The organism is Asanoa sp. WMMD1127, assembly GCF_029626225.1.
GTDB lineage: Bacteria > Actinomycetota > Actinomycetes > Mycobacteriales > Micromonosporaceae > Asanoa.
In genome coordinates, this window is the sequence record NZ_JARUBP010000001.1 from 2,529,722 (window position 1) to 2,541,631 (window position 11,910).

Below are 11,910 nucleotides of genomic sequence, written 5' to 3' on the forward strand. Positions count from 1 at the left end.
GAGACCCATCACCGGACGCATCGAGTTCAACTGTCGTAAGGCACGAAAAGTTACGGGGCGCCCGCCACCCGTCACGGTTGGAACCCGTCGGGAAGCAGCCGGGCGAGCGCCCTGACAGCCCGGTATTGCAGCGCCTTGATGGCGCCCTCGTTCTTGCCCATGGCCTGCGCGGTCTCGGCCACGGAGAAGCCCTGCAGGAAGCGCAGCACGATGCATTCCTGCTGCTCGGGGTTGAGCTGCTTGACCGCCGTGAGCAGGGCCACGTTGGTGATGTGGTCGACCACGGCCGCTTCCGGGCTGCCCTCGGGGCCGCGGTCCTCGCGGTCGGCGTCGAGCACGTCGCCGGTGGTCACCTCGAGCCGGTAGCGGCCCGACTTGAAGTGGTCGGCGACCAGGTTGCGGGCGATGGTGACCAGCCACGCGCCGAGGTCGCGGCCCTGCCACGTGAAGCTGCCGATGCGCTTGAGCGCCCGCAGGAACGTGTCGGAGGTCAGGTCTTCCGCGAGCTGGCGGTTGCCGACGCGGAAGTAGACGAACCGGAAGACGGTGTCGACGTAGCGGTCGTAGATCAGCCCGAACGCCTCGGCCTCGCCGGCCTGCGCCCGCTCGACCAGCGTCCAGACCTCGGTCGCCGGGTCGGACGGGTCGGGGCGCGACGGGTATTGCGTCGGTGCGCCGCCGGAGCCGCCGGTGCGCTGCTCGGCGATCGGTGGGACGGCCGGCAGCACCGCGGTCTCGCCGCTCTCGGCCGGGCTCTGGCCGACGCCGGGCTGGGCCGGCATGGTCGGCCGGTTGGGCGTGCCCACGCGGCCGCCGCCCACCTGCTTGGCGTTGCTGCCCGGGCCGACGGGGCGACCAGGGAGGTCGGTGTGCGGCCGGTTGCGGGTCCGCCGGGCGCCCCCGTCGGCGACGGGACCGTCGCCGCGCCAGGTGGATCCGTCACCTCGAATGTCGAGGCTCCGCATCTCCCGCAGCGATCGGCGCAGCGCCGTCAGGCCTGCGTCGAAGCCGAACGCAACATCAGCGGGGTAGCTGTAGGCCGTCACTTGCCGCCCTCCTGGCCGCGAGCCGGGATCGGCCACGTCGAGTCGACACCCGGACATAGGTGCTCATGCAGCGCGTCTATGGGCACAGCGGCCTCCTCGGGGATGAGGGGTGTGACTCACATACAAAAGGGGTGAGCCGACCCAAAGATAGTAGGGCCAACATCACCCACGTGTGGGGAGTCCGTTACACAGAGCCGAAGTATTTCCCGATACCACCTGAACGTGTCGCACATCTTGTCCGCTACTGGACCTCAGCCACCTTCTCGGGCGACGGCCGCGACCTGCGGAAAGCATGCGACACGCCGAATCGCGACACGCCGATGTGTGACGCTGCGTCTGGCCGATCGGCGACACGCGGGTGGCTCGTCGGTTTACGCCGGCAGTCCCGTCGGTGGGATTTCGGTCGCACACTCGCACAACACCCCGGGCGACGCACGACCATCGCCATCGCGGGCGACACTGTGCCAGACTCGGCGACCGTGGTGGACCGCCGTTCCGACACACTTGCCGACCGGGTGGCGGCAGCCGCTGCCGCGACGCCCGACAAGACCGCGCTGATCTGGCACGACACGACGTTGAGCTGGGCCGAGCTCGACCGCCGCGTCGACGCCGCCGCGGCCGCGCTCGTCGGGCTCAACCTGCCGACCGGGGCGCGGGTTGCGCTCGCGTTACCCAACTCACTCCGCTACGCGGTGACCTTCTTCGGGGTGCTCCGCGCGGGACTTGTCGCGGTGCCGGTCAACCCGCAGTTCACGGCCCGCGAGCTGCGCCACGTGCTGGCCGACTCCGGTGCGTCCGTGCTGGTCGCCAGCCCCGACGTGGCCCGGGTCGTCGAGGGCGTACGCGAAGACCTGCCCGACCTGGCCCGCATCGTCGACCGGTTGCCGGAGTCGGGCGAGGCCACCGCCGCCGCCCGCTTCCATAACCTGGCCGTGCTGCTCTACACCTCGGGGACCGAGGGCCGGCCCAAGGGCGCGATGCTCAGTCACCGGGCGCTGCTGGCCAACCACGAGCAGATCGGCGCCGTGACGCCGGCCGTGGTCGGGCCCGACGACACGGTGCTGCTCGCGCTGCCGCTGTTCCACGCCTACGGGCTCAACTCTGGCCTCGGCGCCGTCGCCTACCACGGGGCGACCGGCGTGCTGATCGAGCGCTTCGACCCGGCCGACTCGCTCGCCGTCGTCGCCCGCCTCGGCGTGACCGGGCTGGTCGGCGTCCCGTCCATGTTCCAGGCGTGGTCGCTGCTGCCCGGCCTGGACCAGGCGATGGCGACCGTACGCGTGGCCGTGTGCGGCGCGGCCCCGCTCGACCCCGAGACCGCGGCCCGGTTCACCCGCGCGACCTCGCTGCCGGTCTTCGTCGGCTACGGGCTGACGGAGACCGCGCCGGTGGTGACCTCCACATTGCTCAGTCCCGAGCCCAAGCCCGGTTCGATCGGCCGGCCGCTGCCCGGCATCGAGCTCCGGCTCGTCTCGCCCGACGGCGCCGACGTCGCGGACGTGTCCGAGCTGGACGGTGACGAGTTCGACCTCGAGGTCGGGCCGCCGGAGACGGATCCGGGCGAGATCGTCGTGCGCGGCGCCAACCTGTTCGACGGCTACTGGCCCGACGGCCGCGACGGTCCTGACGCCGACGGCTGGTGGGCGACGGGCGACATCGCGTACGCCGATGCCGACGGTGATCTGTTCCTCGTCGACCGCCGGGGTGAGCTGGTGATCGTCAACGGCTTCAACGTCTACCCTCGCGAGGTGGAACAGGTTCTCGAAGCCCATCCGGGCGTCGCGGAGGCGGCCGTGATCGGCGTGCCGCATCCCTACACCGGGCAGTCCGTCAAGGCGTTCGTGGTGCGGACGCCGGGGACCGACGTGGAACCGGAGGAGCTGCTCGGCCACGCCGAACAGAACCTGGCCCGGTTCAAGACGCCGACCGCGCTGGAGTTCGTGCCCGAGCTGCCGCACTCGGCGATCGGCAAGGTGCGCAAGGCCGAGCTGCGGGGCGACGATGCCTAGGGTCACGCTGCTCACCCGGGCCGAGTGTCACCTGTGCGACGCGGCCCGCGCGGCGCTCGACCGGGTCACCGAGCGCACCGGCGAGCCCTGGGCCGAGCGTTCGGTCGACGAGGACATCGAGCTCGAACGCGACTACGGCGACCGGCTGCCGGTGGTGCTGCTGGACGGCCGGGAGCACGGCTACTGGCGGGTCGAGGAGGACCGGCTCGCCCGGGATCTCGGTGAGTAGAGTCGTCGCGTGACGCGCACGCACCTGGTCTGGGACTGGAACGGCACGCTGCTCAACGACTTCGAGCTGGTGCTGTCGGCGACCAACCACGCCCTGGCCACGGCGGGTGGCCTGCCGGTGACCGCCGATCACCACCGGCGGCATTTCGTGCGCCCGGTCGCCGACTACTACGCGATGGTGCTGGGGCGGGCCGTCGACGCCGACGAGTTCGACCGGCTCGACGCGATCTTCCACGACGCCTACCGGGCCGGGCTGACCACCTGCGCGCTGGCCGACGACGCGGTGAACGCGATGCTGTCGTGGCCGGGCACGCAGTCGCTGCTGTCCATGTGGTTCCACGAGGACCTGGTGCCGGCCGTGACCGCGTTCGGGCTCGACGGCCGGTTCCGGCGGGTCGACGGGGTGCAGGTGGCGCTCGGCGGTGACCGGGCGTTCAAGGCGGGTCACCTCGCGCGGCATCTGGCGGCGCTCGAGGTCGACGGTGGGTCTGCCGTGCTGATCGGGGACTCGCTCGACGACGCCGACGCGGCGCGCTCCGTCGGGGCCGGGTGCGTGCTCTACAGCGGCGGGTTCACCGACGAGGAACGGCTGCGGGCCTCGGGTCACCCGGTCGCGTCGTCGCTGTCGGAGGCCGTGCAGCTCGCCTCAGCCGCGTAGGTAGGCGAGGACCGCCAGCACCCGGCGGTGCTGTTCCTCGTCGGGCGGCAGTTGGAGCTTGGTGAAGATGTTGCGCACGTGCTTTTCCACGGCGCCGTCGCTGACCACCAGCTTGCGGGCGATCGCGGTATTGGACATGCCCTCGGCCATGAGCCCGAGCACCTCGCGCTCGCGGGCCGTCAGCTCGCGCAGCGGGTCGTCGCGTCGCCGCCGGACCAGCAGCTGGGCGACCACCTCGGGGTCGAGCACGGTGCCGCCGCCGGCCACCCGGCCGAGCGCGTCGAGGAACTCCGTGATCGCCGCCACCCGGTCCTTGAGCAGGTAGCCGACCGCCCCGGCCCGGTCGGCGAGCAGATCGTCGGCGTACGACACCTCGACGTACTGCGAGAGCACCAGCACCGGCGTGCCCGGCACCAGCCGGCGCGCCTCGACCGCCGCCTTGAGGCCCTCGTCGGTGTGGGACGGCGGCATCCGGACGTCGACGATCGAGACGTCGGGCTTCTCCCGGACGATCGCCTCGACCAGGCTCGGTCCGTCGCCGACCGCGGCGGCCACCTCGTGGCCGTGCTCGGTGACGAGCCGGACCAGTCCTTCGCGGAGGAGCACCGCGTCATCGGCGATCACTATGCGCACCGGTCGAGCCTAGCGATGCGCCCCGCAGTTGGTAACGGCCCGTTCCTATGCGAAAAGCGTTAGGAACGGGCCGTTCCTTTACAGCGGGAGCGTGGCTTGCACCAGCGTGGGGCCGCCGGCGGGGCTTGTCACCGTCAGGCGGCCGCCCGCGGCGTGCACCCGGTCGGCGAGACCGGCCAGGCCGTGGCCCTTGGAGACGTGGGCGCCGCCCTCACCGTCGTCGGAGATCTCCACCCGCAGGTCCTTGCCCTCGCGGCTGACCGCGACCCGGCACACCTGGGCCCGGCTGTGCTTGGCCACGTTGGTCAGGGACTCGGCGACCACGAAGTAGGCGGCGCTCTCCACGGACGGGTCGAGCCGGCCACCGGCGGTGCCCAGGTTCTGGTCGACCGTCAGGTCGATCGGGATCACGCCCCGGCCGGCCAGGGCGGCCAGCGCGCTGGGCAGGCCGCGGTCGACCAGGATCGGCGGGGCGATGCCGCGGGACAGCGAGCGCAGCTCGTCGAGGGTCTCCCGCGTCTGGGTGAGCGCCTCCTCGATCGTGCGGCGGGCCGCCTCGGGGTCGTTGTCGAACTGCTGCTGCGCCCGGCCCAGGTCCATGGCGAGCCGGACCAGCCGCTGCTGGGGGCCGTCGTGGATGTCGCGCTCGAGCTTGCGCAGGGCGGTCGCCTCGGCCGAGACGGCGGCCCGGCGCTGGCCCTCCAGCGTGGTGATCCTGTTGCGCATCTCGGCGACGCCGGTCAGCATCCCCTTGCTCGTGCTGGCCTGGAGCAGCGCCACGCCGCGCACCACGATCGGCAGGCTGAGCAGGAAGAACACCCCGATGACGGTGTGGACCAGGAGGCGCGGGCCGGTGCCGCTGCCGAGGCCGAGCAGGGTGTTGAGGTCGACCTCGTCGGGGTCGCGGGGGATGGCCCAGTCCCACATCCAGTAGGTGATGCCGCCGAGCGCGCCGGCCCACCACGTGACGGTGACCACGAACGAGAAGATCGACAGGACGAACTTGACAAGGGCGTGCAGGGCGTCGAGCCACGACTGGCTGTCGCCGACGATCGCGAGGACCCGGCGGAACAGGCCGGCGCCGGGGCTGGCGGTGCGGTATTCCGGGCGGACCCGGGGCACCCGCAGCACGGGGCCGATGGCCATCCGGTCGAGGTCGGCGAAGAACCGGGCGACCAGCAGGGCGCCGGCCAGCACGGGCAGGCCGATGCCGGTGACGATCAGGCCGGCGCTGAGCACGAGACCGACCAGGCACGCGACGAAACCGGCGATCGCCAGCGGGAAGCCCACGATCACGTACGCCGAGTCGGTCAGCAGTTGACGCACGATGCCACGGTGGAATGCGGGCGTGGCCTCCGCGGGGCTGGGAACGACGGCTGTTGTCATGCCGTCGACGCTAGGCATCCGCCCTGTTCACCCCCATCCCGTCGGCTTGCCTCTTCAGGGTAGGGCTGTCCGTACCACCACTGGCCCCCCGCGTCACGGATTTGGTGGTAGAGGCGTCATTTACGCAATAATCGGCTTCGGGATGGGTGCCGTCGTGCGCTCAAGATCGCGATTTGTGCACGAGTTCACAAGCGCCTACGCTGTAACCCCGACGAATCCCGTTAACACAGCCGGTCACCGCGCCGCACTTCGGGGGCCCCACACCGCGGGCCCCGTGCGCGGGCAAGCCAGACGATCGCAACACGGAGTCGCATGAGCCAGCACCGCCCGAATGGCCCCAACGGACGGTCCGGCGGCGTACCCGCCCTGCCGGACCTGCCCGAGGCGACGGTGGCCCGCCTGCCCGAATACCTTCGCGCGCTGCACGCGATCGCCGAAGCGGGCAACGACACCGTCTCCAGCGAAGGGCTCGCCACGGCGGCCGGGGTCAACTCGGCGAAACTGCGCAAAGACCTTTCCCACCTCGGCTCCTACGGGACACGGGGGGTCGGCTACGACGTCGCCCTGCTGATCGACCAGATCGAGTTCACCCTCGGGTTGACCCAGCGCCGGGCGGTCGCCCTGGTCGGCGTCGGTAATCTCGGTCACGCCCTCGCCGGCTACGCGGGGTTCGCCAGCCGCGGGTTCCGCATCGCGGCGCTCTTCGACGCCGACCGGGCCCGGGTGGGCGAGCCGATCAACGGGCTCAACGTGCGGCACATCTCCGAGCTGGCCGATGTCGCCGCGGCCGAGTCGATCGCGATCGGCGTCATCGCCACACCGGCCGGCGCGGCCCAGGAGGTCGCCGACGCCCTCGTCGCGGCCGGCGTCACCAGCATCCTCAACTTCGCGCCGTGCGTGCTTTCCGTCCCCGAAGGGGTAGACGTCCGCAAGGTCGACCTGGCGATCGAGTTGCAGATTCTCTCGTTCCACGAGCACCGTAAGTCGGCGCTGACCGCCCTCCCCGGCGGATATACGAGCCCCAACGGGCTCGCGGCGACCGGGACGGAAGAGGCGGTGGGCACGTGAACCTGATCGTGGTGGGCGCTTCCTACAAGACCACGCCGGTCGCCATGCTGGAGCAGCTGGCGGTGCCGGCGCCCGACGTGATCGGCACGCTCGACAAGCTCGTCGCCCAGCCCTACGTGCGCGAGGCGGTCGTGCTGTCCACCTGCAACCGGGTGGAGATCTACGCGGCGGTCACCGGGTTCCACGGCGGTCTCACCGACATCTGCGCGGTGCTCGGCGAGCGCGCCGGCCGGGCCCCGGCCGAGCTGGCCAACAACCTCTACGTGCACCACGGCGCCGCCGCGGTCGAGCACACCTTCCGGGTCGCCACCGGCCTCGACTCCATGGTGATCGGCGAGGCGCAGATCCTCGGCCAGCTACGCGACGCCTACCACGCGGCCACCGAGGCCGACAGCGCCGGCCGCACGCTGCACGAGCTGATGCAGCAGGCGCTGCGGGTCGGCAAGCGGGCCCACGCCGAGACCGGCATCGACAAGGCCGGGCAGAGCGTCGTGACCGCGGCCCTCGACATCGCGGCCACCCACTTCCCCGGCGCGCTCGCCGACCGACCGGCCCTGGTGGTCGGCGCCGGCGCGATGGGCGCGCTCTCCGTCGCCACGCTGTCCCGGCTGGGCGTCGGCCCGGTGTCCGTGACCAACCGGGGCGCCGACCGCGCGGTCCGGCTCGCCGCGGCCTACGGCGCGACCGCCGTCCCGATGGCCGAGCTGACTCGTACCCTCGCCGAGGTTGACGTCGTGGTCGCCGCCACCGCCTCCACCGAGCCGGTGCTCACCCGCGACACCGTCGCCGCCGCGCTGCCCGGCCGCACCACCCCGCTCGTGCTGCTCGACCTGGCCGTGCCGCGCGATGTCGAGCCCGAGGTCGCCGGCCTGCCCGGCGTCGTCGTGGTCGACATCGACACGCTCGCCGCCGAGCTGCGCGCCGGCCAGCACGCCGCCGACGAGGTGGCGGTGCAGGGCATCGTCGAGGCCGAGGTCGAGACGTTCGTCGGCTGGCTGCGCGGTGCCGACGTGGCGCCCACGGTGGCCGCGCTGCGCACCCGGGCCGACGAGGTGGTGGCCGCCGAGCTCAGCCGGCTGCGCCAGCGCAGCCCCGAGCTGTCCGAGGAGCAGCGGGCCGAGGTCGCGCACACCGTGCACCGGGTCGTCCGCCGCCTCCTGCACTCTCCGACCGTCCGCGTGCGGCAGCTCGCCGCCGAGCCGGGCGGCGACCAGTACGCCACGCTGCTGCGCCAGCTCTTCGACCTCGAGGTGCCGCAGACCGCGCAGGCCGACGACGTCCCACCGTTGGGAGACCATTCATGACCGCGCTGCGCCTGGGTACGCGGGCCAGCAAGCTCGCGCTCGCCCAGTCCCGCCTGGTCGCCGACGCCGTGACCGCCGCCACCGGCCGCCCGGTCGAGCTGGTGGAGATCTCCACGGCCGGCGACCGCTCGTCCGCGCCGGTCGCCCAGCTCGGCGTCGGCGTGTTCGTGTCGGCCCTGCGCGACGCGCTGATGGAGAACCGCATCGACATCGCGGTGCACTCCTACAAGGACCTGCCGACCGCGCTGCCGGGCGCCCTGCACATCGCCGCGATCCCGCCCCGAGAGGACCCGCGCGACGCGCTGATCGCCCGCGACGGCCGGTCGCTGACCGACCTGCCGGCCGGCGCGCAGGTCGGCACCGGCGCGCTGCGGCGGATCGCCCAGCTCAACGCTTTGCGGCTGCCGTTGACGGTGACGCCGATCCGGGGCAACGTCGACACCCGGATCAAGCGGGTCACCGGCCCGGAGGCCGACCTTGACGCCGTCGTGCTCGCTCGGGCCGGGTTGGTCCGGCTCGGGCGCGCTGACGAGATCACCGAAACGCTCGACCCCATGCTGATGCTGCCCGCACCGGCACAGGGTGCGTTGGCGGTGGAGTGCCGGCACGACGACCACGACCTGGTCGCCGAGCTCGGCGCGCTCGACGACGGACCGACCCGGGCCGCGGTCACCGCGGAACGGGCGTTGCTGGCCACGCTGGAGGCCGGGTGCAGTGCCCCGGTCGCCGCCTACGCGGAGTTCGCGGAGGGCGAGGACGGCGACGAGATCTACCTGCGCGGTGCGGTGATCAGCCCGGACGGCGAACGCGCCATCCGGCTGTCCCGCACCGGAACGCCCAGCGCCGCGGCGGAGATCGGCAAGGCACTCGCCGCCGAGCTCCTCGACCGTGGCGCCGATACCTTGTTTGGGAGCACAGAATGACCCGCACCCGTAAGCCCGCAGGCCACATCTCGTTCGTCGGGGCGGGACCCGGCGACCCGGGCCTGCTGACCCGCCGGGCGCACGACGCGCTGGTCGAGGCCGACCAGGTGGTCTACGACCGCGGCGTCCCGGAGTCGCTGCTGACCGCGATCCGGGCCGAGGCCAAGGCCGACGCGCAGTTCACCCCGGCCGAGGGCGCCTCCGGAGACGTGGCCAAGGTGCTGCTCTCCGCCGCGCGCTCGGGCCTGTCCGCCGTGCACCTCGTCGCCGGCGACCCGTTCGGGCACGAGTCGGTGGTCAAGGAGGTGCAGGCCGTCGCCCGCACCGCCGTCCACTTCGAGGTCGTGCCGGGCGTCGGTCAGGCCGAGGGCGTGGCCACCTACGCGGGTGTTCCGCTCCCCGGGCTGCGTACCGCCGCTGATGTCGACGATGTGTCGTCCCTCGACTTCGAAGCGCTGGCCACCGCGGTGGCCCGTGACTCGCTGGCCCTCGCGGTCGACGCCGGTGACCTCGCCGCCCTGCGCGACGGCCTGCTCTCGGCCGGCCTCGACGGCACCACGCCGGTCGGCGTGACCGGCGACGGCACGGGCGAGACCCAGTTCACCACCACGTCGACGGTCGACAGCTTCGTCGCCGCCGCGCTCGGCTTCACCGGCCGCGTGGTGCTCACCCTGGGCGTCGGCGTCGCGCACCGCGACAAGCTGAGCTGGTGGGAGAACCGCCCGCTGTACGGCTGGAAGGTGCTCGTGCCCCGCACCAAGGAGCAGGCCGGTGCGATGAGCGCGCGGCTGCGGGCGTACGGCGCGATCCCCTGCGAGGTGCCGACCATCGCCGTCGAGCCGCCGCGCACGCCGGCCCAGATGGAGCGGGCCGTCAAGGGCCTGGTCGACGGTCGCTACGCCTGGGTGCTGTTCACCTCGGTCAACGCCGTGCGCGCCGTCTGGGAGAAGTTCGCCGAGCACGGCCTCGACGCCCGCCACTTCGGCGGCGTGAAGATCGCCTGCATCGGCGAGGCCACCGCCGACGCGGTCCGCGCGTTCGGCATCCAGCCCGAGCTGGTGCCGTCGGGCGAGCAGTCGTCGGAGGGCCTGCTGGCCGAGTTCTCGCCGCACGACGAGGTGCTCGACCCGGTCGGCCGGGTGCTGCTGCCGCGCGCCGACATCGCCACCGAGACGCTGGCCGCGGGCCTCACCGAGCTGGGCTGGGAGGTCGACGACGTGACCGCGTACCGCACGGTCCGCGCGGCCCCGCCGCCGGCCGAGATCCGCGACGCCATCAAGTCGGGCGGCTTCGACGCGGTCCTGTTCACCAGCTCCTCCACGGTCCGCAACCTGGTCGGCATCGCCGGCAAGCCGCACACCCGCACGGTGGTGGCGGTGATCGGCCCCAAGACCGCCGAAACGGCCACGGAGTTCGGCCTGCGCGTCGACGTCCAGCCGGCCCACGCCTCGGTCCCGGACCTGGTGGAGGCGCTCGCGGCGTACGCCGTCGAACTGCGCGAGAAGCTGGCGGCGATGCCGGCCAAGCAGCGCCGCGGCTCGAAGGTGCAGGGCCCGACCGCGCTGAGGTTCCGCTGATGCCGTTCCCGACTGACCGCCCGCGCCGGCTCCGGACCACGCCCGCGATGCGCCGCCTCGTCGAAGAGACGAAGCTCGCCCCGTCGGAGCTGGTCCTGCCGATGTTCGTCAAGGAAGGCCTGACCGAGCCCCGCGAAATCTCCGCGATGCCCGGCGTGGTCCAGCACTCCCGGGAGTCCCTCCGCAAGGCCGCGGCCGAAGCGGTCCGGGCGGGTGTCGGCGGCATCATGCTGTTCGGCGTCCCGATCCACAAGGACCCGACGGGCTCCGGCGGCCTGGACCCGGACGGCATCCTCAACGTGGCGATCCGTGACGTCGTCGCCGAGGTGGGCGACGCCACGGTGGTCATGGGCGACCTCTGCCTGGACGAGTTCACCTCCCACGGCCACTGCGGCGTCCTCGACGATGCGGGTCGGGTCGACAACGACGCCACCCTCGCGGCGTACGCCGAGATGGCGGTGGCCCAGGCCGAGGCGGGCGTACACCTGGTCGGCCCGTCCGGGATGATGGACGGTCAGGTCGGCGCGGCCCGGGCCGCCCTGGACGCCGCGGGCCACCAGGACGTGGGAATCCTGGCGTACGCGGTGAAGTACGCGTCGGCCTTCTACGGCCCGTTCCGCGAGGCGGTCGAGTCGGCGCTGGAGGGCGACCGCCGGACCTATCAGCAGGACCCGGCCAACTTCCGCGACGCGCTGCGTGAGGTGACGCTGGACGTCGAGGAAGGCGCGGACCTGGTCATGGTCAAGCCGGCCCTGACCAACCTGGACGTCATCCACGCGGTCCGCCAGCAGGTGAACATCCCGGTAGCCGCCTACCAGATCTCGGGCGAGATGGCGATGGTCGAGGCCGCGGCCGCCAACGGCTGGCTGGACCGCGAGCGCGCCATGCTGGAAACCCTGACCTCGATCCGCCGCGCCGGCGCCCAGGTCATCCTGACCTACTGGGCAGTCGAGGCCGCGGGCCTGCTCCGCTCCCGCTACTGAACGCGAAGGCCCCGTCCCGGACCTACCTCTCGGCCGCATTTGCTCTGCATCCATAGACGCATCACCTCTGCCTGTGATTCGCGGATGGATGCAGA

The 11,910-nt window shown here is 72.5% G+C and carries 11 protein-coding genes; 8 read left to right on the forward strand and 3 right to left on the reverse strand.

The genetic code is table 11. From position 1 onward, the window contains the following. Positions 1-71: 71 nt before the first annotated feature. A complete protein-coding gene (locus tag O7635_RS12180) occupies positions 72-965 on the reverse strand; it encodes an ECF subfamily RNA polymerase sigma factor, BldN family (RefSeq protein WP_278085456.1) in 894 nt (297 codons plus the stop codon). Positions 966-1,525: 560 nt separating this feature from the next. Between O7635_RS12180 and O7635_RS12185 the strand changes: the two genes are divergently transcribed. From O7635_RS12185 to O7635_RS12195, 3 genes are read left to right on the forward strand one after another with little or no spacing between them, the layout of a single operon-like run. After that, a complete protein-coding gene (locus O7635_RS12185; RefSeq protein WP_278080520.1) occupies positions 1,526-3,055 on the forward strand; it encodes an AMP-binding protein in 1,530 nt (509 codons plus the stop codon). Then, complete coding sequence (locus O7635_RS12190; RefSeq protein ID WP_278080521.1) at positions 3,048-3,284, forward strand: glutaredoxin family protein; 237 nt, start codon at positions 3,048-3,050, stop codon at positions 3,282-3,284. The genes O7635_RS12185 and O7635_RS12190 overlap by 8 nt, the downstream gene beginning before the upstream one ends. A gap of 9 nt (positions 3,285-3,293) precedes the next feature. Further along, positions 3,294-3,941 carry an HAD hydrolase-like protein gene (locus O7635_RS12195; protein WP_278080522.1) on the forward strand — a complete coding sequence of 216 codons (648 nt, stop codon included), beginning with the start codon at positions 3,294-3,296 and terminating at the stop codon, positions 3,939-3,941. Here O7635_RS12195 and O7635_RS12200 read toward each other — a convergent pair. Together O7635_RS12200 and O7635_RS12205 are read right to left on the reverse strand one after the other, a co-directional pair. Then, positions 3,930-4,574, reverse strand: a complete 645-nt coding sequence (locus tag O7635_RS12200; RefSeq protein WP_278080523.1) for a response regulator transcription factor — start codon at positions 4,572-4,574, stop codon at positions 3,930-3,932. The genes O7635_RS12195 and O7635_RS12200 overlap by 12 nt on opposite strands. A gap of 78 nt (positions 4,575-4,652) precedes the next feature. Next, positions 4,653-5,960 (reverse strand): sensor histidine kinase, encoded by a 1,308-nt coding sequence (locus tag O7635_RS12205; RefSeq protein WP_278080524.1) that lies wholly within the window; start codon positions 5,958-5,960, stop codon positions 4,653-4,655. Positions 5,961-6,272: 312 nt separating this feature from the next. Here O7635_RS12205 and O7635_RS12210 point away from each other — a divergent pair, with 312 nt between their 5' ends. From O7635_RS12210 to hemB, 5 genes are read left to right on the forward strand one after another with little or no spacing between them, the layout of a single operon-like run. Beyond that, positions 6,273-7,028: a redox-sensing transcriptional repressor Rex gene (locus O7635_RS12210; protein ID WP_278080525.1), complete on the forward strand. Its 756-nt coding sequence runs from the start codon at positions 6,273-6,275 to the stop codon at positions 7,026-7,028. Next, a complete protein-coding gene (locus tag O7635_RS12215; protein WP_278080526.1) occupies positions 7,025-8,332 on the forward strand; it encodes a glutamyl-tRNA reductase in 1,308 nt (435 codons plus the stop codon). Before O7635_RS12210 ends, O7635_RS12215 begins: the two co-directional genes overlap by 4 nt. Then, positions 8,329-9,255, forward strand: a complete 927-nt coding sequence (gene hemC, locus O7635_RS12220) for a hydroxymethylbilane synthase (protein ID WP_278080527.1) — start codon at positions 8,329-8,331, stop codon at positions 9,253-9,255. The genes O7635_RS12215 and hemC overlap by 4 nt, the downstream gene beginning before the upstream one ends. Beyond that, entirely contained in the window at positions 9,252-10,832 is a 1,581-nt protein-coding gene (locus O7635_RS12225; RefSeq protein WP_278080528.1) for a uroporphyrinogen-III synthase, read from the forward strand. The genes hemC and O7635_RS12225 overlap by 4 nt, the downstream gene beginning before the upstream one ends. Further along, positions 10,832-11,815 (forward strand): porphobilinogen synthase, encoded by a 984-nt coding sequence (gene hemB, locus O7635_RS12230; protein WP_278080529.1) that lies wholly within the window; start codon positions 10,832-10,834, stop codon positions 11,813-11,815. The genes O7635_RS12225 and hemB overlap by 1 nt, the downstream gene beginning before the upstream one ends. The last annotated feature ends 95 nt before the right edge of the window (positions 11,816-11,910 follow it).